The sequence below is a fragment of the Pararhizobium qamdonense genome (assembly GCF_029277445.1).
GTDB classification, from domain to species: domain Bacteria; phylum Pseudomonadota; class Alphaproteobacteria; order Rhizobiales; family Rhizobiaceae; genus Pararhizobium; species Pararhizobium qamdonense.
The window spans coordinates 218530-242151 of the sequence record NZ_CP119569.1; the positions used below are offsets into that span (position 1 = coordinate 218530).

General features: G+C 59.6%; 22 protein-coding genes. 2 read left to right on the forward strand and 20 right to left on the reverse strand.

Annotated features, from left to right (window positions below; genetic code table 11):
• Position 1: 1 nt before the first annotated feature.
• Genes PYR65_RS29525 through hisD form a run of 3 tightly spaced genes read right to left on the reverse strand, consistent with a single transcriptional unit; the run spans position 2 to position 3696 of the window.
• Positions 2–1573, reverse strand: coding sequence for a Re/Si-specific NAD(P)(+) transhydrogenase subunit alpha (locus tag PYR65_RS29525; RefSeq protein ID WP_276122438.1), 1572 nt, complete (start codon positions 1571–1573; stop codon positions 2–4).
• Positions 1574–1595: 22 nt separating this feature from the next.
• Positions 1596–2360, reverse strand: a complete 765-nt coding sequence (locus PYR65_RS29530; protein WP_276122556.1) for an SDR family NAD(P)-dependent oxidoreductase — start codon at positions 2358–2360, stop codon at positions 1596–1598.
• 25 nt (positions 2361–2385) lie between these two features.
• On the reverse strand, positions 2386–3696 hold the full coding sequence (hisD, locus tag PYR65_RS29535; RefSeq protein ID WP_276122439.1) for a histidinol dehydrogenase: 1311 nt from the start codon (positions 3694–3696) through the stop codon (positions 2386–2388).
• A gap of 90 nt (positions 3697–3786) precedes the next feature.
• Here hisD and PYR65_RS29540 point away from each other — a divergent pair, with 90 nt between their 5' ends.
• Positions 3787–4767 (forward strand): LacI family DNA-binding transcriptional regulator, encoded by a 981-nt coding sequence (locus PYR65_RS29540; protein WP_276122440.1) that lies wholly within the window; start codon positions 3787–3789, stop codon positions 4765–4767.
• A gap of 9 nt (positions 4768–4776) precedes the next feature.
• Here the strand turns inward: PYR65_RS29540 and PYR65_RS29545 are convergent, their stop codons facing one another.
• From PYR65_RS29545 to PYR65_RS29590, 10 genes are all read right to left on the reverse strand, one after another.
• The gene (locus PYR65_RS29545; RefSeq protein WP_276122441.1) at positions 4777–6399 is read right to left on the reverse strand and encodes a GMC family oxidoreductase; all 1623 of its coding nucleotides are present in this window, start codon (positions 6397–6399) and stop codon (positions 4777–4779) included.
• Positions 6400–6454: 55 nt separating this feature from the next.
• Positions 6455–7414, reverse strand: coding sequence for a 3-hydroxyacyl-CoA dehydrogenase (locus PYR65_RS29550; RefSeq protein WP_276122442.1), 960 nt, complete (start codon positions 7412–7414; stop codon positions 6455–6457).
• Positions 7415–7451: 37 nt separating this feature from the next.
• On the reverse strand, positions 7452–8186 hold the full coding sequence (locus tag PYR65_RS29555) for an SDR family NAD(P)-dependent oxidoreductase (protein ID WP_276122443.1): 735 nt from the start codon (positions 8184–8186) through the stop codon (positions 7452–7454).
• Positions 8187–8215: 29 nt separating this feature from the next.
• Entirely contained in the window at positions 8216–8929 is a 714-nt protein-coding gene (locus tag PYR65_RS29560) for an ABC transporter ATP-binding protein (RefSeq protein ID WP_276122444.1), read from the reverse strand.
• Positions 8926–9699, reverse strand: a complete 774-nt coding sequence (locus tag PYR65_RS29565; RefSeq protein ID WP_276122445.1) for an ABC transporter ATP-binding protein — start codon at positions 9697–9699, stop codon at positions 8926–8928. The genes PYR65_RS29560 and PYR65_RS29565 overlap by 4 nt, the downstream gene beginning before the upstream one ends.
• Positions 9692–10693 carry a branched-chain amino acid ABC transporter permease gene (locus tag PYR65_RS29570; protein ID WP_276122446.1) on the reverse strand — a complete coding sequence of 334 codons (1002 nt, stop codon included), beginning with the start codon at positions 10691–10693 and terminating at the stop codon, positions 9692–9694. Before PYR65_RS29570 ends, PYR65_RS29565 begins: the two co-directional genes overlap by 8 nt.
• On the reverse strand, positions 10690–11595 hold the full coding sequence (locus tag PYR65_RS29575) for a branched-chain amino acid ABC transporter permease (protein WP_276122448.1): 906 nt from the start codon (positions 11593–11595) through the stop codon (positions 10690–10692). The genes PYR65_RS29570 and PYR65_RS29575 overlap by 4 nt, the downstream gene beginning before the upstream one ends.
• A gap of 32 nt (positions 11596–11627) precedes the next feature.
• Complete coding sequence (locus PYR65_RS29580; protein ID WP_276122449.1) at positions 11628–12899, reverse strand: ABC transporter substrate-binding protein; 1272 nt, start codon at positions 12897–12899, stop codon at positions 11628–11630.
• Between the two features lie 74 nt (positions 12900–12973).
• Positions 12974–13951, reverse strand: a complete 978-nt coding sequence (locus tag PYR65_RS29585) for an alpha/beta hydrolase (protein WP_276122450.1) — start codon at positions 13949–13951, stop codon at positions 12974–12976.
• A 13-nt stretch (positions 13952–13964) separates the two neighbouring features.
• A complete protein-coding gene (locus tag PYR65_RS29590) occupies positions 13965–15614 on the reverse strand; it encodes a flavin-containing monooxygenase (protein ID WP_276122451.1) in 1650 nt (549 codons plus the stop codon).
• 192 nt (positions 15615–15806) lie between these two features.
• Here PYR65_RS29590 and PYR65_RS29595 point away from each other — a divergent pair, with 192 nt between their 5' ends.
• Entirely contained in the window at positions 15807–16694 is an 888-nt protein-coding gene (locus PYR65_RS29595) for a LysR family transcriptional regulator (RefSeq protein ID WP_276122452.1), read from the forward strand.
• Positions 16695–16739: 45 nt separating this feature from the next.
• On the opposite strand, the gene PYR65_RS29600 is transcribed toward PYR65_RS29595, so the two are convergent.
• From PYR65_RS29600 to PYR65_RS29630, 7 genes are read right to left on the reverse strand one after another with little or no spacing between them, the layout of a single operon-like run.
• Complete coding sequence (locus PYR65_RS29600; protein ID WP_276122453.1) at positions 16740–17723, reverse strand: ABC transporter permease; 984 nt, start codon at positions 17721–17723, stop codon at positions 16740–16742.
• A complete protein-coding gene (locus PYR65_RS29605) occupies positions 17716–19254 on the reverse strand; it encodes a sugar ABC transporter ATP-binding protein (RefSeq protein WP_276122454.1) in 1539 nt (512 codons plus the stop codon). Before PYR65_RS29605 ends, PYR65_RS29600 begins: the two co-directional genes overlap by 8 nt.
• A gap of 23 nt (positions 19255–19277) precedes the next feature.
• Positions 19278–20315, reverse strand: a complete 1038-nt coding sequence (locus PYR65_RS29610; RefSeq protein ID WP_276122455.1) for a sugar ABC transporter substrate-binding protein — start codon at positions 20313–20315, stop codon at positions 19278–19280.
• Position 20316: 1 nt separating this feature from the next.
• Positions 20317–20664, reverse strand: a complete 348-nt coding sequence (locus PYR65_RS29615) for a putative quinol monooxygenase (RefSeq protein WP_276122456.1) — start codon at positions 20662–20664, stop codon at positions 20317–20319.
• A 7-nt stretch (positions 20665–20671) separates the two neighbouring features.
• A complete protein-coding gene (locus PYR65_RS29620; RefSeq protein WP_276122457.1) occupies positions 20672–21733 on the reverse strand; it encodes a sugar ABC transporter substrate-binding protein in 1062 nt (353 codons plus the stop codon).
• A 22-nt stretch (positions 21734–21755) separates the two neighbouring features.
• The gene (locus PYR65_RS29625) at positions 21756–22550 is read right to left on the reverse strand and encodes an SDR family NAD(P)-dependent oxidoreductase (protein WP_276122458.1); all 795 of its coding nucleotides are present in this window, start codon (positions 22548–22550) and stop codon (positions 21756–21758) included.
• On the reverse strand, positions 22550–23602 hold the full coding sequence (locus tag PYR65_RS29630) for a sugar ABC transporter substrate-binding protein (protein ID WP_276122459.1): 1053 nt from the start codon (positions 23600–23602) through the stop codon (positions 22550–22552). Before PYR65_RS29630 ends, PYR65_RS29625 begins: the two co-directional genes overlap by 1 nt.
• Between the last annotated feature and the right edge of the window lie 20 nt (positions 23603–23622).

Here is a 23622-nt window from a genome sequence, read left to right on the forward strand (position 1 = left end):
ATCACGACTTCTGGAACATGGCGAGCATGCGCCGTGTCACGAGGAAGCCGCCGACGATGTTGATCGTCGCGATCAGCACTGACAAAGCCGCCAGGATCACCACCAGCCAGTTGCTGGAGCCAACCTGCAGCAGCGCACCTAGAATGACGATGCCGGAAATGGCATTGGTCACCGCCATCAGCGGGGTATGCAGCGAGTGGCTGACATTCCAGATCACCGAGAAACCGATGAAGCAGGAGAGAACGAAGACGATGAAATGGCTCATGAAGCTTTCCGGCGCATAGGCACCGACTACGAGCAGCAGGAGCGTGGACACCACCAGCAGCCCGACCTGGTTCCGCGTCTGCGTCTTGAACGCGGCAACTTCCTTGGCGCGTTTTTCCGCAGGCGTCAGTTCCTTGACCTTCTCCTTCGGCTTGGCCGCCGCGATCGCCTGGATCTTCGGCGGTGGTGGCGGGAAGGTAATCTCGCCCTGGAAGGCAATGGTCGCACCGCGGATGATGTCGTCTTGCATATTGTGCACGATCGCGCCGTCCTTGGCCGGCGTCAGGTCGGTCATCATATGGCGGATATTGGTCGAATAAAGCGTCGATGCCTGGGCGGCCATGCGGCTCGGAAAGTCGGTATAGCCGACGATCGTCACGCCGTTCTCCGACACGATCTTCTGGTCGGCAACGGTCAGGTCGCAATTGCCGCCGCGCTCGGCGGCAAGGTCGATGACGACCGAACCCGGCTTCATCGCAGCCACCATGTCGGCCAGCCACAGCTTGGGCGCATCACGGCCCGGGATCAGCGCCGTGGTGATGACAATGTCGATCTCGGGCGCCAGTTCGCGGAACTTGGCCAGCTGCTTTTCGCGAAACTCGGGCGACGAAGGAGCGGCATAACCGCCGGTTGCGGCGCCGTCCTGGTTCGCTTCGAATTCGAGATAGACGAACTGCGCACCCATCGATTCGATCTGTTCGGCCACTTCCGGGCGCACGTCGAAGGCATAGGTGATCGCACCCAGCGAGGTCGCTGTGCCGATAGCGGCCAGACCGGCAACACCGGCGCCGATGACCAGAACCTTGGCCGGCGGCACCTTGCCGGCAGCAGTGACCTGGCCGGTGAAGAAACGACCGAAATTGTTGCCCGCCTCGATCACCGCGCGGTAGCCGGCGATATTGGCCATCGACGACAGGGCGTCCATCTTCTGGGCTCGGCTGATGCGCGGCACCATGTCCATGGCAATGACATTGGCGCCGGTCGACTTCGCCTGCTCAAGCAGATCCTTGTTCTGCGCCGGATAAAATAAGGAGATCAGCGTTTTGCCTGAGGAAAGCCGGTCGACCTCGCGGGCCTCTGGCGACCGCACTTTGGCGATCACATCGACCGACGAAAAGAGCGCCTCGGCCCCATCCACAACGGTTACACCGGCAGCCCGATAGGCGTCGTCGGAGAAGCCGGCTGCTTTGCCGGCACCGGTCTCGATCACACACTCATAGCCGAGCTTCTGCAACTGAACCGCGCTGTCCGGCGTCATCGCGACGCGCGCCTCACTCAAAAACACCTCTTTGGGCGTCCCGATCTTCATAGCTGTCTCATTCCCTTTGTTCTCAATCTGCGGTCCACCCGCCATCTACCATCAGCGCAGTTCCGGTGATCATCGCCGCGGCATCGGATGCCAGAAAAACGACCGGTCCCATGATGTCCTCGACCTCCCCGATGCGACCCAGCTTGATCTTTTCCTCTATCCAGCGAAGCCGTTCGGGGTTGGAAAAGGTCTGCTCTGCAAGCGGCGTGCGAATGAAAGTGGGGCAGATCGTGTTGATCCGGATGCCATGGTGGCCCCATTCAATCGCCATGGATTTGGTAAAGCCCTCCACCGCATGCTTCGTGGCGGCGTAGACGGCGCGGTCGATGCCACCGACATGGGCCATCTGCGAAGAGATGTTGATCAGCGAGCCTGGCCGCCCGGCCGCGATTAGGGTTTTTGCCACCGCGCGGGTAAGGAAATAGGCGCCACGCAGATTGAGGCCGACAACGGCATCGAAATCGTTAAGCGTCGTCTCCACCGCTGGGCCGTGGCGGGCAATGCCGGCACTGTTAACAAGGATATCGAAGGGCGCGTGGGTGCCAATGGTCCGCTCAGTTCCCGCAACATCCTGTACGTCGAGGGCAAGCGTTTCAGCCGAAAGCCCCCTCTCCTGCAGTGCTTTGGCCGTCTGCTCCAGCTTGTCGGCCGAGCGGGCGACAAGCGTCACCTTTGCCCCGGCTTCGGCCAGCGCGACAGCCGCCGCCTGGCCGATCCCGGAGGTGGCCCCCGCAACGAGGGCCGTCCTGCCGTCGAGCCGGAACGATGGTGTTTGCGGCAAGATTATCGACATGGGTTCTCCCTCCGAGCCGTTATTCGGCCGCCGCACCATAGGGGACGTTCTTGCCACCATAGCGGCGGACGCGGACATTGGCCTGTTCGGCATGGCCGATGAAGCCTTCCAGGATGCACAGCCGAGAGCAATATTCGCCGATCTGGGCGGCCGCCTCGTCGGTCAGCACCTTCTGGTAGGAATGCGTCTTCAGGAATTTGCCGACCCAGAGACCGCCGGTATAGCGCCCTGCCTTCTTGGTCGGGAGGGTGTGATTGGTGCCGATCACCTTGTCGCCATTGGCGACGTTGGTCCGCGGTCCAAGGAACAGCGCACCATAGGAATGCATCTTTTCCAGAAACCAGTCGTCGCGATCGGTCATTACCTGCACGTGTTCCGAGGCGATATCGTTAGCGACATCGAGCATTTCCTCATGGGTGTCGCAGAGGATGACCTCGCCGTAGTCGACCCAACTTTTCGAGGCCGTGTCGGCCGTCGGCAGAATGGCCAGCAGGCGTTCAATCTCCGCGAGCGTGTCTTCGGCAAGCTTGCGGGAATTCGTGATCATCACCGCCGGCGAGTTGTAACCATGTTCGGCTTGGCCGAGCAGGTCTGTGGCGCACATTTCGGCGTCGACGGTCTCGTCGGCGATTACCATGGTCTCGGTCGGGCCGGCGAAGAGATCGATGCCGACGCGGCCGTAGAGCTGGCGCTTGGCTTCCGCCACGAAAGCATTGCCCGGGCCGACCAGCATGTGGACGGGCGCGATCGTCTCTGTGCCGATCGCCAGCGCGCCGACCGCCTGAATGCCGCCAAGCACATAGATTTCATGTGCGCCGCCCAGATGCATGGCGGTGATGACGGCCGGGTTAGGCTCGCCCTTGAAGGCAGGCGTCGCAGCTACGATGCGCGGCACACCGGCCACGGAGGCTGTGGCCACTGACATATGGGCCGAGGCGACCATGGGAAACTTGCCCCCCGGAATGTAGCACCCAACCGACTGGACCGGGATGTTCTTGTGGCCGAGGATGACACCTGGCAGAGTCTCGACCTCGATGTCGCGCATGGAATCGCGCTGCGCCTGGGCAAAGTTACGAACTTGCGCCTGGGCGAACTTGATGTCTTCCATGTCGCGTGGCGCGACCTTGTTCATAAGTGCCTCGATATCGCCGGGCGACAGCTTGAACGACGGCGGCGAGTACTTATCGAACTTTTCCGAAAGCTCGCGCACGGCCATGTCGCCGCGGGCCTCGATGTCCTTCAGAATGTTCTCGACCGTGCTGCGAACCTCGCTGTCGTCTGCCGAGCGTTCTGCCTCGGGCTTGCCGCGCTTGAGATAGGTAATGGTCATGAGTGATCTCCCTTTCGAAAACGAGAATATGATGCTAAAGCGGTAATGCAAGTTTTCATCAATGATGTGAAAAAATTTCACTGAGGTTTCATGAAGCCTACCGCAAAACAGGTTGCCCATGCCGCCGGCGTTTCGATCTCGGCGGTCTCGCGCGCCTTCACGCCCGGTGCGCCTATTGAACCCGCCAAACGCCGCGCCATTCTCGCAGTAGCCGAAGAGCTCGGCTATATCAGCCCGGCCCGGCGCACGGCCGAGGTGATCGCAGCGGGAACCGTCACGCTGGTAGCCGGCGACTTGCTCAACCCTTTTTACCCGACCGTGCTCGACAGCCTTGCCCGGCAACTGCAGGGCAGCGGGCGCCAGTTGCTGGTTTATGCGCTGGCGGCCTCGGACACGGTCGATTCTGCTACGGACCGTATCCTCGCAGCGCGGCCATCGGCGATCATCGTCACCTCTGCCTACCTCACTTCCAACATGGCGCGCGCCTGCCGGCAGCACCAGATCAAGGTAGTGCTTCTCAACCGCGTGCAGCGGGATATCCGCACCAATGCCGTGGCCTGCGACAACTATCAGGGCGGGCGGGACGTCGCCCGGCTGCTGCTCGATCGCGGGTGTCGAAGGATCGGTTTTGTTGGCGGCATTGCCAACACCTCTACCCATGCAGAACGAGCGCGCGGCTTTCGCGATGTGTTGCACGAGGCAGGCCGCACCGTGCAGGCGCAGGTCCATGGAAATTTCAACTACCAGGACGGATATCAAGCCGGGATGACGCTCTTGTCCTCGGCAGAACGACCGGACGCGATCTTCTGCTGCAACGACATCATGGCGCTTGCCGTGATCGATGCGGCGCGCGAATGCGGGGTGCGCGTCCCCGAGGACCTGGCGATCGTCGGTTTCGACGACATCCCCATGGCGAGTTGGAATTCCTACCAGCTCACCACGATCCGCCAGCCAGTGGAGCGGATGGTGCAGGAGGCGCTCAGGCTGATTGACGACCCCAACATCAAGCCCTCGGACGCGGGCGTTACTCGATTGCTTGCCGGCGAATTCGTCATGCGCCGCACGGCCTGATCCCAATCATCAGCGGAGGCCATCCGCAAGGATCATGGCCGCACCTTTTGCACCAATCATTGCAGTTGGCGTATTGGTGTTGCCAGAAACGATCGATGGCATGACAGACGCGTCCGCGATCCGCAAACCCGAAAGGCCGATGACGCGCAAGCGCTCGTCGACTACGGCCAGTCCGTCGGTCTTCACACCCATTTTCGCGGTCCCGACTGGGTGGAAGATCGTCGTCCCAATGTCGCCCGCCGCCTTCGCAAGATCGAGGTCGTCATTGGAGACCAAAGGCCCCGGAAGATATTCGTTGGGCTCGAACGGCTTCAAAGCGGACTGGCTCATCAATCGGCGAGTGACTCTAATTGCATCGGCTGCGACTGTGCGATCCTCTTCCGTCGACAGATAAGCTGGTGCGATAATCGGCTTGTCGTTGATATCGCGACTGCGCAGCGCCACCTGCCCCCGCGAAGTCGGGCGCAAATTGCAGGCACTCACCGTGATCGCCGGAAAGTCATGCAAAGGGTCTCCAAACTTGTCGAGCGATAATGGCTGGACGTGGAACTGGATGTTCGGCCGGTCAATCCCTGGACGGGAACAGGTGAATATGCCAAGCTGCGAAGGCGCCATTGTCAGCGGCCCCGTTCGCTTCAGCGCATACTCGACACCCATCATCCCACGCCGGAACATGGAACGGTACATCGTGTTCAGCGTCGGAGCGCCACTGACGCGATAGATAGCGCGCTGCTGAAGATGGTCCTGAAGGTTGCCGCCAACACCGGGCAAATCTGCCACGACGTCGATCCCGAGCTCCCGAAGACGGGATGCCCCACCGATACCTGATCTTTGGAGAATTTGGACAGAGCCGATCGCCCCGGCGCATAGGACAATCTCGGCCCGCGCCCTCACCGCGAAGGCGTTGCCGCCTTGAACACAGTGCAGTGTATCCGCCCGATGGCCGTCGAAAGCGATCCGGTCAGTCAGCACATGCGTCTCCAGATGCAGGTTCTGACGCTTGAGCGCCGGCTTCAAAAAGCCCCGCGCGGCCGACCAGCGGCGGCCGCGCCTTTGGTTGACGTGAAAATAGCCGGATCCTTCGTTATTGCCGGTATTGAAATCCCCGACCTTGGGAATACCCATTTGCTCCGCCGCATCGGCGACGGCCTGCAGGATCTTCCAACTAACGCGCGGCGGCTCCACGCGAAAACCGCCGCCAGTGCCGTGAAACTCCCCAGCCCCTAGAAAGTGATCCTCGATATCGCGAAACACCGGCATGACGTCCTGCCAGCCCCAACCAGTTAGTCCGAGATCGCGCCAGCCGTCATAGTCGGCAGCCTGTCCGCGCATAGCGATCATTGCATTGATCGCAGAACTTCCGCCGATGACTTTGCCACGCGGATACGCAAGAGAACGGCCATTCAGGCCAGCCTCTGCCTCGGTCCTGAACATCCAGTCCGCACGCGGATTGCCAATGGCGAAGAGATAGCCAACCGGAATATGAAACCAAATCCAGTTGTCGAGACCGCCCGCTTCGAGTACGAGGACGGAATGCCGCCCGTCGCGCGAAAGCCTCTCGGCGGCCACGCAACCGGCGGTGCCGGCCCCCACCACGATATAGTCATATTCCTTGCCGATGCGGTCCGCCATCGTCATCCTCGTTGATCGTTGATCCGGTAGCCGGCGTGCACGCCGGGATGGAAAGTCAGGCCCGATCTGACGTCGGGACGGCCCGTGCGACGAATGTCGCGTTCAATTCCATCAGACGCTGGTCGCGCCAGAGGGAGCGCTGGGCTAGACCATCTTGTGGAAGAGCGGCCCGCCGCTCTGCTTCGGCGCGCTGGACAACATCGTCGGGCCACCGTTCCGGCTGGCGAGAAGCGGCGATTGAATGATAGAGGGGAGCAAGGCGTCGCGCGTAGTCGGCGATGCCTTCTGGCGCGTTGAGATCGATTGTCTCGAACGGTCCCATGAACGACCAGCGGCGTCCAAGCCCTTGCGAGACGGCCGCATCGATGTCTGCCAGGCTGGCCGCGCCTTCGGCATAGAGGGCCCAAGCTTCGTTCAGCAGGGCGCCCTGCAGCCGGTTGAGGACGAAGCCCTCGATTTCCGAGTTGATGACGATCGGCGATTGGCCGATCCGCTGCATTTCCTTGCGAACCAGAGCCACTACGCCGGCCTCCGTCCAAGGGGCGGCGACAAGTTCGACCAACGGAATGAGATGCGGTGGATTAACGGGATGCACAACGAGAAAGCGCTCGCGCCAGGGTATGTCAGCTGTGAACTGCGATGCAGGAATGCCTGACGTCGAACTTCCGCAGATTGCCTCCGGGCGCATGGCAGACGCGATCTCCCGACATACGTCCATTTTCACGTCGATGCGCTCAAGCACCGACTCCTGAACGTAGTCGGCGTCGCTCACCGCTTCGGGCAAGGTTTCAACAACATGGAGGTGCTGCAGAACGGCATCAACGTCGCCGATCAAGCCAAGGCGTTTCATATCGGCAAGGCTCTCGCTAATCCGCGCAAGAGCCCGGGAACGTATATCCGCGATGCCGTCGAAAATCCGAACGTTCAAACCAGCTCTGGCGAAGACAATTGCCCAGCCGAGGCCGACCAGACCTGCCCCAACCACGGCTACGGTCTGAAAACGATTTTCACCCATTTTGCTTCTCCTCTTCTTTTCTCTGGACGACCGGCGCTTATCGGAGATGGGTCGCGCCGTTGACGTCGAAGATTGCGCCTGAAGCAAATCCACCGCCCGGTGCGCAAAGAAGCAGGACAAAGGCTCCAACTTCCTCAGGCGCTGCGAGACGCTTGAGAGGAACTGCGTCTGGCTCGTAGCCACGCCCCATAATCATTGGTGTATCGATCGGGCCCGGCGCGATAGCATTGACGGTCACGTTATGCTCGGCGCCTCGCTGCGCCAGCCAACGCGTGAAGGCATGGATGCCGCCTTTCGTAAATGCGTAGTGGGGTCCAGAGCGCAGCCCGCCCATCCACCCAGCAACGGAACCAAACAGGACGATGCGCCCTCCACCCTGCTCGACCATCTTCGGATAGTAGGCTCGCGTCAGATTGGCCGGCCCCTTAATGTTAACGGCGATGGTCCGATCCAATGCCTCATCCCAGCTTTCGTCCATCCAGTCGTCGGGAGGGCAGATCGCAGCGCAGTCGACCAGGCCGTAAACCGGCCCAGTTGCTCCGGAAAGCCGCGAGACCGCATCCTTGCTGCTCGTATCGCAGCTATGGAAAGTCGCAGGGCCACTTAGCTCTCCTACTGTCCTGCGGATGGTATCGACATCTGCGATGTCGACGAGCGCAACCTCGGCACCATGCGCAGAGCACAGGCGCGCCGAAGCAGCTCCAATGCCACCACCGGCTCCGGTGATCAGTATCCTTCGTCCGGTCAAGTCGTTGGGACGGAAGCTTGTCATGGCTGTCTCCTTTATCGGCATGGCTTTGCTCACAGCGCCAGATAACGCTGGCTGATGTCCTGATTGGCTCGCAATTGCTCGATCGTACCGTGATAGACGGCGCGCCCGCGATCAACAATCGTCACATGCGAAGCTACGCCGAGGCAGAAATGCATATTCTGTTCGGCAAGGAGAATGGTGACCCCAAGCTCCTTCAGCGTCACAATCAGCTTGCCGATCGACTGGACGATGATTGGTGCGAGCCCTTCGCTTGGCTCGTCCAGCATCAGCACATCTGGATTTCCCATCAGAGTGCGGGCGATGGTGAGCAGTTGCTGCTCGCCACCCGAGAGAAGTCCAGCACGGCGCGTCTTCATGGTGGCAAGAAGCGGGAACACCTCGTAGATGCGGTCCAGCGTCCACTGCATTCGACGGTCCGTGCCGCGCTTGGCGCCAATCATCAGATTGTCTTGCACGGTGTGGTCGGGGAAAACCTGCCGGTCTTCGGGAACATAGCCGATGCCTAAACGTGCAATCGTATATGGAGCGCGTCCGCGAAGCTGTTGGCCCGAAACCGTGATCGCGCCATTGCGCGGTGGCGCTAGACCTGCAATTGCCTTGAATGTCGTACTTTTCCCGGCCCCGTTGCGACCGAGCAGCGCCATCACCTGCCCCTTATGAACCGAGAAGCTCATCCCGAACAGGATCTGGCTGTCGCCGTAAAAGACGTTGGCATTCCCAACCGTTAGTATTGCATCGCTCATGCCTGCACCTCCTTGGCACCCTGAACAGAATGGTGTTCGGCGCCGAGATAGGCGTCGACAACTTTCTGGTTCCGGCGAATTTCGTCTGCCGTGCCGCTAGCGAGAAGTGCACCGTAGCAAAGCACATGAATGGTCTGGGCGATCTTGAATACGATATCCATGTCGTGCTCGATGAATACGATCGTCAGTCCCTGAGTTTTCCAGAGAGCGTGAACCTTATCGATCATGCGCCATCGCTCGTCCGGGCCCATGCCGGCCGTCGGTTCGTCGAGAAGCAGGACCTTGGGATCCAGTGCGAGCGCGAGACCTATATCAAGCAGCTTCTGGTCTCCGTGCGACAGTTCCTTCGACAGGATGTCGCGCCTATCGGACATGCCGAGCATCTCGGCAATTTCATCGGCACGCGTCTCCGCCGGCTTCGCAGGGAAGCGGGCGAACAAGTCCCAGGAGCCTTTTTGCCGCGAGGTGACCGCAGCCGCCAAGGATTCTCGCACAGTCAGCGTCGGAAAAAGCGCGGCGACTTGGAAGGCACGCACCACACCGGCCCGGGTCACGGCCAGGCTTGATTGCCCGACAAGGTCGTGGTCCTCAAAGATAATCTTTCCTGAATCCGGCCGGATGCGGCCGGTGATCTGGTTGAACAGGGTCGTCTTGCCCGCACCGTTCGGTCCGATCACTGCGCTCAGCGACCCCTCGGGGAAAATTAGTGAGACGTTCTGCGTCGCCTTCACCCCTCCGAATGTCTTGGATATGTTCTGGATCTCAAGCATCGGGAGCCTCCGCAAGCTTGGTGACAGCTACGGGCTTCCGGTCTCGCTTTCGCAGTTTGACCGCGAGGTCGTACAGGTGATCCGCTATACCTCGCTTCAGCCCCAGTACGATTAGCAGAATGACTATGCCGAGCACGAAGTTCTGGTACTCGGTGTGGGCACGAACGAAGTGCTCGATCAATTCCAGCAGGAAGGCACCGAACAAAGGCCCGAGGAACAGCTTGGTGCCACCGAGCATGAGCGCGAAGATCGCATCGCCCGACGTGGTCCAGAAGGCGAATTCCGGATAGGCGCCGGATACGAATAGCGCCAAGATGATGCCACCGACGCTCGCCATCGCGCCCGATAGCACAAAGACTGCCAGCTTCATCGCAAAGACGTTTACGCCGAGAAAATCCGCACGTGTTGCGTTGTCCCGGATCAGACGCAGCGTATAGCCAAAGGGCGACTGCCAGACTTGCCGCATGATGGCGGCGCAGACCATGAACAGCGTGATGCAGAACAGGTACTGCGTGTATCCATTGGTAAGATCGATCCCCATAAATACCGGCTTCGGAATGCCTCCGAGCAAACCCTGGTCTCCCCCTGTCAACCCGACCCAGGTGAGTATGATGCTGTAGAACACCATCTGAAAGGCAAGCGTGATGAAGGAGAAATAGACATCTTTCAGCCTCACGCAGATCGCGCCGGTGATGGCGGCGAGGAGCGCGGATCCGACAACGGTCAGAAGCACCGCGGCAGGTATTGAAACGCTGCCACTCTGCATCAGCAGGCCGAAGGAATAGGCTCCGAACGCAAAGAAGATCGCATGCCCGAAGGCCACCAGCCCTGTCAGGCCAACGAGCATGTTCAACGACATCGCCAAAAGACCGTAGGCAGCGACGTAGATAATAAAGTCGATCACGGCTGCACCGGGAAAGATCGAGGGAAGTATGGCGAAGGCCGCTATGCCGAGAACGGCGAGGCCGATATTGGTCGCGAGACTGGAAATCATAGCGCGCTCCTTTCTCCAAACAGGCCTTGCGGCTTGAGGATCAGCACAATGGCCATGATGACGAACATCAGTCCGTCCGTGAAAAGTGGAAAGCCGATCGCGCCAAAGGCCTTGATGAAGCCGACCAGGATCGAGGCTACGAAGGCTCCGCCGATGGAACCCATGCCTCCAATGACGATGATGATGAAACTGTCGAGCAGGAAGGACAGCCCCATGCCGGGTGTCAGCGTGCGGATCGGAGCAGCCAGTCCGCCCGCGAGTCCGGCGAGGCCGCTGCCGACACCGAAAACTGCGGCATAGAGGAGAGTGGTGTTGATGCCGAGCGCGCTGACCATCTTCGGATTGATCGCAAGCGCCCGCACGACCTTGCCGAACCGTGTACGGTTGATGACGAACCAGAGGGCAAGCCCCGCCACCGCCGATGCGCCGATCATAAACAGATAGTAGCTGGGCACGAACCCGCCCGCAATTGCCACGGGGGGTAGGTCGAAGACCTGTGGCATGCCCATCATCTTGTACTCACTGCCATAGATGAAGCGGACCGCATCATCCATAATCAGCGTCAGGGCGTAGCAGACCAGCAATTGCATCAGAAGATCGGCACCGTAGATGCGACTTATGACAAGCCGTTCCAGAATGATCCCGACGACACCCGTCGCCAGGGCCGCGACGACCAGTGCCGCCCAGAAGTTGCCGGTGACCTCAAAGGTGCTCAGCGCGAAATACGCGCCGAGCATATAGAGTCCCCCATGAGCAAAGTTCGTAACATTGAGCACGCCGAAGATCAGCGACAGTCCGGACGCAACCAGGAACAAGAGCATTCCGATAATGAAGGCAGTTGAAATCTGGGTGGCCGCACATGCCGAACTGCTCAGGCACATAAATAGCGCATCTGTATCCATGTTGTTTTACCCCTACGATGAAAGTGATGGCGTTAGCCTTGGATGTAGCCCTTGGACTTCTGCCATTCTTTCTCGAATTCGAGGATTTTGCTCCACTCGACAGAGACAAAGTTATCGAGGTAAGGAGCCTTCCGCACGGTTTGGGACCATGCTACGGGATAGTTGATGATAGTGTGATCTGATCCGCGCATGGTGATTTCACCGTTCACTCCGAGCGGAGATTTGATAGTCATGTCTTCCAGCTCGGACGCGAGCGCCGCGCCATCAGTCTTGCCGTTCGTGCGCTTCAGCGCCTCGACGATGAAAGCTGCGCCGACATTCGCTTCCCATCCCCACCCCGTCGGATCGTAACCCATCAACTTCTTAAAGGAGTCGGCGAAATCCCGATTTTCCTGCGTGTCAGGTGACTTACGGCTGTAGCGGTAGGCGGTGTGAATCCCTTCCGGAAGCTGTTTAATGGCAGTTAGGACCGGCGTGTCGCCGATCGCGGTCGAAAACATCGTCGTATTGTCAAACAAGCGGTAGAGATTAGCCTGCTCGACAAAGGCGACGAGGTCGCCGCCCCACAAAGCGGAATAGATCGCCTGCGGTTGCTGGCTCAGGATTTTAGTGATGCTTTCGGTGTAGTCGGGAGCGTAAAGCTTCGGCCATGTCTGGTCGACGAATTCGATAGAGGGCTCGTACATTTTGACCAGCTCTATGAACTGAGCTGTGTTGTCCCGACCAAAGGCATAGTCCGGCGAACACGTGACCCACCGCTTCAGATCTTTTTCCTTGGCAAGCTTCGAGGCATAGATCCCGCCGACGACGGCATCATGAATTCCCTGGCGGCAGGAACGGAACGCCGTCTTGACGAAGAGCTTCGGGTCGGCGGTGAGCGACGAGGTCTCTGTTTCGGCGTGAACACAGAGGACAGGCAAGCTGCGGATGACTTCCTGTACAGCAAAGGATCCAGCCGACGATTCGCCGCTTAGAATGATTTCGCATCCTTCGGAGTTGATCAGGTCTCGCGTAAGCTTGGCTGCGACGTCCGGCTTGCCTTCCGAATCGCGCACCACAAATTCGATTTTTTTGCCGTTGATGCCACCGGCCTGGTTCACCGCGTCGAAGACAAGGCTTGCACCGGCACGTGCCGTGTTGCCTAGCATCGCAACGCGGCCCGACAGGATTGTTGTCATGCCAATCCTAATCGTATTGGCGTCGGCCTTGGCGACGTACGGGAAGCCGGTTACGGCTACGGTGGTCGTTGCTGCGGCAGCTTTCAGGAAATCCCTGCGGCCGATGGTTTTCATGCTGTTGGTCATGTGTCTCCTCCCAGAGTTGCCCTTACTGTCGCAAAGGACGTGCGGCCCGCAGATGCGGACTAACTTTCACATGGTCATGTCGTCTCACCGACGAGTTGTCGTGAACCGGAATGTCTCCATGCTTCGGTCAGCATGAAGGCGGCGTAGGCGAGAACTCCGCTAGCTGCGCCGATTGCCTTCCCGAGATTGAGGAAGCCATGTGGCTGGTCGCAAAGATGGAGCGCCGTGACGGCGACTCCTTCTGCTTCCAGTCGAGCGGAATACTGCCTGCCTTCCTCGCCGAGCGGATCAAGACCGCACGTCAGCACGAAGGCAGGCGGCAGTCCCACAAGGCTCTTTGCCAGGATTGGCGAGGCGCGCCAGTCGCTGCGGTCGGCGTCTCCAGGAATATAGTGATCCACGAACCAGCGAATGGTCGTAGCCGACACCAGCATCCCTTCTGCCGCGCTTTCGAACGTCGCAGTCCCGAGGCGCAAATCAACAGCGGGGTAGAACAGCAGTTGATAGATCGCCTCGGGTAATTCTCTGTCTCGCCCCATAAGCGCGAGTATGGTCGCGAGATTACCACCGGCACTGTCTCCACCAACGGCGAGCATGCTGCCATTGATCTTCAGGGTGTCGGCATTCGAGGCTATCCAGCGAAACGCGGCGGCGGCATCCTCAACCGCAGCCGGAAACGGATGTTCGGGAGCCAGCCGGTAATCGACCGAGATAACGCAGCATCGCGCTGCTAGCGCGAGTGTCCGGCAAATTCCCTCATGCGATTCCGGGCTGCCTAGCATCCAGCCGCCCCCGTGGAAATAGACGAGGCAAGGCAGCGCCTCATGGCTATCAAGCCCACGGATTACGCGCAATCCGATCTTGTTGGATGGACCGGCTATCTCAATGTCGAGCACCGATGTCACGGGCGCAAGCGCCGGCTGGTCGGCGCGCCGGGTGGCGGCGTAATTGGCGCGCGCCACCTGAGGCTGCAGACTTTCCAGAGGTGGCACGCTAGCTGAGATTGCAGCATCCACCATTGCCCTGACGTCGGGATTAATTGGCCGTAACATGCAGCTCTCCCGATCAGCGAGTAATGAAGCCGCGATAGTCGTCACCGGCAATCTCCTTGCAAAGGTCGGCGTAGTAGGCCATTCCGCCGGCATACGGCATGAAGGCACGCGGCTTACCCGGGACATTGGCGCCGAGATACCAGGAGCTACTTGCCATCGGCAGCAGCGTCTTGTTCGCGGCGCGGTTGACTTCATCGACCCAATTGTCAGCCGCAGTAAGATCCGGTTCGATGCGCGTCAGGCCTCGTCCCATCATGTCGCCGATGCAATTGCGGATCCACTCGACATGCTGCTCGATCGCGACCGGATTGTTTGTCAGAACGGAGGGGCTTCCTGGACCCATTACCATGAAGAAGTTCGGGAAATGCGGGACCTGTAGCCCGAGATAGTTTCGCGGTCCGGTCGCCCAGGTCTCCTTGAGACTCCGCCCGCCAACGCCGCGGATGTCGATCTTAAGCAGGGAGCCAGTCATCGCGTCAAAACCAGTGGCGAAGATGATGACATCGAGCGGATATTCCGCGTCGGACGTTTTAATCCCTGCCTCGGTGATTTCGACAATAGGCGTTGTCTTGACGTCGACAAGCGAGACATTGTCCCGGTTGAAGGTCTCGAAATAATTGGTGTCGATCGGAGGCCGCTTGGATGCGAAGGGATGGTCCCTTGGAGTTAGCTTCTCGGCGGTTTCCGGGTCCTTGACGACCTGCCGAATTTTCTCCCGGATGAACTCGGAAGCCGTGTCATTGGCGGCTTTATCCTGCAGGAGATCCTTGTAGGAAGCCCGGAAGCGAAGCCCACCTGCCTTCCAGGCATCTTCGTAACGTTGGCGGCGAACTTCCTCGCTTACTTCAAGCGCGGACTGCTGGTTCACGTCGAATGGATGGCCGTTGCTGGAGGTTTTAGCTTTCAGTCGAATCTCGTCGTAATTCTCCTGTATCCACTGCTGGTCTTCCTGCGACAAGGGCCGGTTCCGGGCGGGGACGCTGTAATTTGCGGTGCGCTGGAAAACAGTAAGATGCTTTGCCTGGTCGGCGACGACCGGGGTCGCCTGGATTCCGGTCGAGCCTGTACCGATAATACCAACGGCCTTACCGGAAAAATCCACTGGCTGATGGGGCCAGTTGCCGGTGTGGTACCACTCGCCTTTAAAGCGTTCCAAACCGGAAATTTTTGGGACGTTCGTGGAAGACAGCACGCCGACGGCCGAAACGAGGAACCGGCATCGATAGCTTTTTCCGGCATCGATGGAGACCAACCAGGTATTGGTTTCTTCCTCAAAGACGGCGGATTCAACGCGCGTCTTTAAACGGATGTCGCGCCTCAGATCAAAGCGATCGGCGACATGTGAAAGGTATCGGCGGATCTCATCGTGCTGCGGGTAAAGTTCTGTCCAGCGCCAATCCTCCTGCAATTCCTTCGAAAAGGAATAGCAGTAGTAGTAGCTTTCAGAGTCGCAGCGTGCCCCCGGATAGCGGTTCCAGTACCAAGTGCCGCCAACGTCGTCCGCGACATCGAACACAACCGCAGACAGGTTTAGCTGATCGCGCAGCGTATGCAGTTGATAGAGACCGGAGAAGCCGGCGCCGATGATGATGGCATCATAGGTCTCAACAGTCTCGGATTGGTCGGCGGAGGTCCTCGCCACGTCATTCATTGCATGTGACATTTGTTCTCACTCCTCACCAGGCTCCCCGCCCGGCACTATATTCAAGCAAATCTGACAAACCGGCCGTTTCGCCGTCGCGGAGCCGGCTTAAATACATTCTCGTCTCCTGAAATCAGAGCTACCACTCAACCGCTGAAATGCCTATGATGCAAACATTCCAACTAGGTGTGAATGAATTTCATAGGATGTCGAATGGATCCTCGCAGCGAATATTCCGTTGTTGTCAGCGTCGTTAGCGAAGGCAATTTTTCTGCAGCGGCACGCAAGCTTGCCATGACACCCTCTGCCGTCAGCAAGCTTGTGTCGCGTGTCGAAGACAGGCTCGGCGTGCTATTGTTCAACCGGTCAGGTGCATCTGTCACACCGACTGCGGAGGGACGCGCCTTTCATGAGGCGGCACTTCAGGCAATCGACGCCATCGAAGCCACTGAAGCTTCCGTCTTCGCAGGAAAGCTGGCGCAGGACACACTTCGGATCCGCTCAATGCCGGCATTCGCGGTCGCCCAACTGGCACCGGTCATTCCAGAATTCTGTCGTAGGCACCCCGCGATTCAGCTCGACATCCATCTATCCATGGATCCTGGCAATCCCTTGGGTGGAGGGGTCGATATCGCAATTCACGTTGGGCCATTGCCGGATTCATCGCTAATCGCTCGCCGCTTTTCCGGAACACGATGGATCATCTGTGCGGCGCCGTCCTATCTCGACCGTCATGGAACACCGCTTTCGCCTGCCGACCTGTCACAGCACCAGTGCCTAAACTTCACACCATCCATCGTCCACCGTCCGTGGTCGTTCAAGGATGGGGACGGCTCGATCCAATACCTCAGGATTTCCGGTCGGATCGTTGCCAATCAAAGCCAGATGCTTCACGCCCTGGTATGCGATGGAGCGGGCATTGCTCAACTCACGGAATTTGCAGTGCGCGAAGACCTTAGGACTGGTCGACTGGTTGAACTTTTCCCCGACATGCAGAATGACGAGATCGATCCCATCTATGCTATCCATCGCACCAGAAAATTCGTGCCTCCTAAGGTGCGGGTCTTCCTCGACTACCTGGAAGCAGCGTTCAAACCCTAGGACTGTAGTGATAATCAAGTCGCCGGCGGCGACCTGATTATCCAATCAACGACGCGACCGGGCAAAAGCATCAAGTGCCACCGCTACGATAACGATCGTGCCCTTGATGACGAGCTGGTAATTGGAATCAACCGCAAGACTGTCGAGCAGATTAGTGAGCACTGCGACGATTAGAAGGCCGATCGCGCTACGCCAGACAGATCCCTCTCCACCCATCAGGGATGTGCCGCCGATGACCACCACCGCGATCGAATCGAGGGCCATGGAAGAACCGATATCTGCTTGGCCAATCGAAAGGCGCGAAGCGATAATCATACCGCCGAGTGCTGCGCAGACGCCGCACACCACATAAGTAGACGTGCGCAGTAAGGCGGTCGGAAGGCCGGCCAGTCTGGCAGCCTCGTCATTGCCGCCGATAGCATAGAGTGAGCGGCCGTAAACCGTTCGACGCAATACGAATTCGCCGACAACGAGCACCGCGCCGAGGATCCAGATACTGATCGGAATGCCGAGGAAGGCGCCGCGGCCGATCACGGCGAAGGCCTTGTCAGAGACAACGAAAGGCGACGAGTTCGAATAGAGCAGCGCCAGGCCGCTGAAGACTGAGGTCGTGCCGAGCGTGGCGACGAAGGGGTTGACATTGATACGGGTGATGATCGTGCCGTTTATCAGCCCCGCGGCAAGCCCGACCGCGAGCGTCGCACCCGCGGCAAACCAGAGCGACCATTCGGCGACCGCGAGGCTAGCGAACACCGTGGCACCGGCCGCATAACTGGCGCCGACCGACAGGTCGAAGCCGCGCGTAATCATGACTAATGTCATGCCGACAGCGACGATGCCGAGCGGGGCGTTCTGGCTCAGAATGTTCTTTATGTTCTGCGGGTCGAGAAAGCGAGGATAGAGCGCCTGGCTGACGGCAATGAGAACAAGAAGCACAATAAGCAGACCATAGCGAAGCGCGAGATCGGTGTAGCTCGTCCTGCGCGTAGTCGCGATCGCTAAGGGAGCGGTTGTCAGTGTGTCAGTCATGATAATGCCTTTCCACGCCGAAGGCGCTGTTCAGGACGAGATGCACGGATAGCTCGGCACGCCCGGAATCGATATGGTCGACCATGCGCCCCTCGGAGAGCACGAGGACGCGGTCGGCGAGCGCGCAGATCTCTTCAAGTTCCGACGAGACGATGATGACCGCAAGTCCCTGTTCGGCAAAGCCACGCAAGGAATCGAGGATCTCCGCCTTGGCTCCGACGTCGATCCCGCGTGTCGGCTCGTCGACCATCAGGATTTTCGGCCGCTCATAGGCCCAGCGTGCCAGAAGCACTTTTTGCTGGTTGCCTCCCGAGAGCGTCCCGACAGGGGCGCCGAGCCGGCGGCTATCAAAGCCAAAAGCCGTTGTTGCGACGGCTGACCGTTCCGCCATCTGCCGATTGTCAACGAGGCCGAATTTCGCCACGGAACCGAAGTTGGGTAGCGTGACGTTCTCGGTTGCTGGCAGGCCGAGCACGAGACCTTGGTGCTTGCGATCTTCCGGAACGAGCGCGATGCCAAGCCGGCGCGATGCCCGCGGCGTTCGTGGCCAGGCGACGTTGCGTCCGTCGATGTCCATCATACCCGAGGATTGTGGCTCCAGTCCTGCCAAAGCACGGAGCAGGCTGGTGCGGCCGGAACCGACAAGGCCGCCGATGCCGAGGATTTCTCCAGGCCGGACGAAGAAGTCGATGCCACCGATCGCGCCCGGCAACGAACATTCCCTGACGCTGAGGGCCGCAGTTCCGGCAGCAGGCCTGGAGGCTGGGCGCCGCTGGTAGACATCTCCCATCTCCTCGCCGAGCATGGCGGCGACGAGCTGCGATTTCGTCCACTTTTCCTTACCGCGCGTCTCGATCAGCCGGCCATTGCGGAAGACGGTGATCGCATCGGAAATATTGAGGACTTCATCGAGATTGTGCGACACGTAGATCAGCGTATGGCCCTCGGCGCGCAGGTCGCGCATCACCTTGAACAGCGCCTCGCGTTCCGGCGGCGCAAGAGATGTCGTCGGCTCGTCGAACAGGATGATGCGGGCATTCGCCTCGATGGCGCGCAGGATTTCGAGCGTCTGCTGGTCGGCGACTGACAGGTTGCGCGCCTCGGCCTCGGCGGGGATCTTGACCCCCAGCCGGCTGGTCAGTTCCTGGAACCGGCGCCGCATCGCGGCCTCGGACAGGAGACCGGCTCGCGAATAGGGCTGGCCGAGGAAGACGTTGGCGACGGCTGAAAGCGCCGGCACGATTGTCAGCTCTTGATAAATCGCTACCACACCGGCAGCACGAGCGCGGCGAGGATCGCCGAGCTCAACCTTGTTGCCGCCGATTTCGATGTCACCACCGCTGGCAGGTATCCGGCCGGCCAGAATGCCGAGCGTCGTCGATTTGCCAGCGCCGTTCTGACCGACGAAGGCGTGAATCTGCCCACTCCCGACATCCAGAGACACCGGTTTCAAAGCTTCAATCGCACCGAAGGACTTCCACACACCCCTTAGGCGTATGGCGGGCGTGGCGCGTGCAACACTGACATCCATGGCTTGCTTCTCCAATCCGGCGGTCAGGGCGATTCCGGCGTGTAGGCGCCGAGATTGTCGCGGGTCACGAGTCCTACTTTTCCGCTCTCCTGACCTGGAATAAGAGCATGGCCGTCATTCAAGATGACATGCGGTACGGTTTTGCCAGCACGGGCATCGAGGATCGCCTGAACTGCGGCTTCGGCTGCCGTTTGGCGATAGAAGCCCGTTGTTACCTGGATCGCGCCCGATTTCAGCGCATCGACGGACCATTCCGTTCCGCCGGCCTCGTAGACCTTGACCTGGCCCTGCTTGCCGGCCGCCTCGATGGCGGGCACGGCACCTTTGGACATATTGGTGTAAGCGCCGACGATGATGTTGAGGTCTGGATTGGCCTGCAGCATGGTCTGTGTCTTGATCTGATTGTCCGGCGGCGAATAGTCGGTGCGATGGACTGCCACGACCTCGAAATCCGGGTGCGCCGCTTTGACTTCGGCCAGCGCCTTGTCGAAGGAGACGGTGATCGGGTGGAGGTTCGGACCAGTCAGGATACCGACCTTCTGATGACCCGGATTGTCAGTGATCGCCTTTTCCATTATCGCCTTGAACGCGCTCGGCGTCTCGTTGCCACCGACATAGGTGAGCGTGCCGGGCGACCAGAGCTCATCGCCTTCCATGGAGGAGCGGCCGCAGGCCGTGCCGGTGGCGTGCGCGACCAGCACGTTTTCGGCCGGGGCCCGCTTAGTCACCATGTCGCAGACTTGGCTACCCTCAACCGGCACGACGATCCAGGCATTGTAGCCATTGAAGAGCGCCGTCTCCATCTGGTTGATCTGTCGTGCCACGTCAAAGCGGGCGTCAAATACGTCGTAGGAAAAGCCATATTTCTCGGCCATCGCCTTCACACCCTTGATCGTCGATTGCACCGCGCTGTTGGTGCCGATCTCGATGAACAGGGCGAGCTTCAGCGGCTTGTCCGTGTCGACAACGACAGGTTTTTCAAGGCCGACATTTACGGCGATTTCCTTGGCCGCTGCGGGAGTTGCGGCCAGCGTAAGGGCCAGAAGCCATGCATGTTTCATATCAATGATCCTTCCCATTCAGCGTGAGACTGCTGCCCCATTCGGCCACCGGCGTCATCCATTGCACACTGCGGTTTTCGAGCAGGTCTCCGAGCCCCTGCTCGTAGGCCTTCCGATAAGACTTCAGCGGCTCGTCGCGCTGCCAACGCTCGCGGCTGCCCGACCAGATTTCGTAGAGGACGAGACGTTCTGGCTTATCCAGATCGTCGTGCACGATGGTGTTGACAAAATGGGGCTCGGCCTTCATCTGCCCGACCAGGGCGTAGAGGTGGGCGCGGAACGCCTCCTTCTGTCCCGGCCTCGCGTCAAAAGTGACGATCAGTACGCATTGTTCATTGTTCTCAATCATGGCGTCCTCACGGAGACTGGGGCGTGTACTGGTCGACATTGGCCACTGTGACCACGCCGACTTGTCCGGCGTCCTGGCCCTGAATCAGCGGGTGACCGTCGTTCATCGCGGCGCGCGGAACGCTTTTGCCGTTAAAGGCTTTGACCAACGACTCGACGGCGGTATCGGCGGCCGTGCCCCGATAATACCCTGTCGTGGCCGAGATTGCGCCGGACTTCAGCGCATCGACGGACCACACGGTACCGCCGGCTTCGTAAAGACGCACCTTGCCCGAGAGGCCTGCCGCCTCGACGGCCGGAACCGCACCCTTGGACATGTTGGTGTATACGCCGATGACGGCATCGAGGTCCGGCGTCGCCTGAAGTGTCGTCTGCACCTTCTGCTGGCACTGTTCGGGCGAATAATCGGTACGATGCTCAGCAACCAGCGTCACCTGCGGATTGGCGGTCAGGAATTCCTTCAGCGCCTTGTCGAAGGCAAGCGTGATAGGATGCAGTGACTGGCCGGTGAGTGCCGCAATCTTCTGCGGACCCGGATGGTCAATGACCATCTGCTGCATGACCCGTTTGAACGCATTGGGGCTCTCGTTGCCGCCGATATAGGTGAGCGTGCCCGGAGACCACATCTCCTCTCCCTCGTTGGTCGAGCGACCGCAGATTGCCATCGTCACGACAGCGACGGGAATATTGGCCTGCGGTGCCTGGTTTGCAGCGAGGTCGCAGACCTGCTGGCCCTCGATCGCCGCGACGATCCAAGCGTCATAGCCACCGATCAGCGCATTCTGCATCTGGTTGACCTGACGACCGATGTCAAAGCGCGCATCAAACACATCGACTGTAATGCCGTGGCGTGCCGCTGCTTCCTTGGCGCCCGTGACGGTCGACTGGACCGCAGTGTTCGTTGCCATCTCGATAAACAGGGCGATGCGCTTGAGACCACCCTTCTTGACGACGACTGGCTTATCGGTGCCGACGTCAATCGAGACGTCGTCCGCCCGTGCCACACCAGACAGCATCGCGACTGCCGCACCGGCCAATATCGTTTGCTTTATCCATTTCGAACTCCTCATGACATCCTCCTCCACGATAAAATTATTGGGCGGTGTAGCCGCCATCGGCTGCGATCTCGGCACCCGTTATGAAGGTGGACGCATCCGAAGCCAGAAAGGCTACGACATTGGCGATCTCCTCCGGCCGCGCCTGCCGCCCGATCGGGTGGGCGCGGATGAGTTTGCGTACATATTCTTCCGGGTCATCGCTCTCTGCCTGTGCCTTCAAAGTGAGCTCAGTATGGGTGGACCCCGGCAGGACGCAATTCACTCTAATACCGCGATCGGCATAGGTGACGGCGTCGGACTTCGACAGAAGCTGCATCGCCGCCTTGGCTGCGTGATATAGCGGGATATCGGCATTACCGATCACACCGTTGATCGACGAGACGTTAACGATCACGCCCGTATGGTCCCTTGCCAGTCGATCGCGAATAAACGCGCGGCTGCAGAGGAAGGCGCCTTTCACATTGACGGCGAAGACGCGATCGAAATCCTCTTCAACCGCCAGATGCGTCGGTCGCCCGCTGCCTGCGATCGCGGCGCAATTGACGAGAATATCGAATGGACCTCCGAGCCTCGTCGCCAGGTTTTCGAATGCTTGGCCGACTTCGCCCTCATCTGTGATATCCGATCTGGCAAAAGCACGGTCAGCACCAGCCTCATATTCCGGCACGGCCACATCGATTATACCCACACTGGCGCCAAGATCACGAAAACGCTCGACGATGGCGGCACCAATGCCACCCGCACCGCCCGTCACCAGGGCCCGCCGTCCGCAAAGCGACAACAGCGGGTTTGCAGCCGTTGAGGCGTTCCTGATCCCGGCCGCGTCCATCACTCGACTTCCGGCTTGTAGTTCGCGACGTTTCCAGCATCGATCAGGTAAGGATCGGCCGGCGGCTCACCATCGACCAGGGGATCGCCGAGATCGCCGATCGCCCGAGGAAGTTTTTCGCCCTTACGGGCGCGGTCGATAGCCATCACCGCGTTGTAGGCGTTGGAGCCAAGCCGGTTGGCGCTGGAGACTGTGATCGTGCCGTCCTTGATCGCGTCCATCGCCCAGGCCGTCGCACCGTTGTCATAGATTTTTACCTTGCCGGCGAGACCGGCCTGCTCAAGAACGGGAGCAAGGCCTTTGGCGAGGTTTGAGAACGCCGTGTAATAGAGCGTTATGTCGCGATTGGCCTGTACCATCGGTCCAGCTTTTTCGAGCGCCGAGGGCGTCGAATAGTCGGTGCGCGCAACCGCCACGACCTTTATTTCGGGATATTTTGCCTGAAACTTATTCAGCGCGGCATCGTGGTTCTTGGTGATCGGGTTGAGTTCCGGGCCGGTAAAGACGCCCAGCTTCTGGGGGCCGGGGTTTTCGTGCCCCATCCGGTCGAGAACCTGGAAGAAAGCCTTTGGCGTTTCGGCACCGCCGACATAGGCGAGCGTACCCGGCGACCAAAGCGCCTCGCCCTCATTGGCGCCGCGGCCGCAGATCGACAGCACCGAGACCACCACCAGTACGCCCTTTTCCGGCGCGTCCTTCGTGGCGATGTTGCACATCGTATTGCCTTCGACAGCCTTCAGCACCCACGCGTCGTAGTTGCGGTTGAGCGCATTCTGAAGCTGGTTGAGCTGAGTGACGGCATCGAACTTGCCGTCGAAGACGTCGATCTGCCAGCCGAGTTCCTCGGCGGCGCGTTTTGCGCCGTCAATGCTTGCCTGCATGGCGGAGTTGTTGGCCCCTTCCGAGAAAAAGGCGATCTTCAGCGGGCCTTCATTCTTAACGTTGACGCTCACACCCTCGCCAACGTCCAGTTTCGTCGTCTGCGCCAACACTAGACTAGGTGTTAACACGGCGGAAATTGCCAGCGCTGTAATATATTTCTTCAATTGCATGTTACGTCCTCCCCTACGAA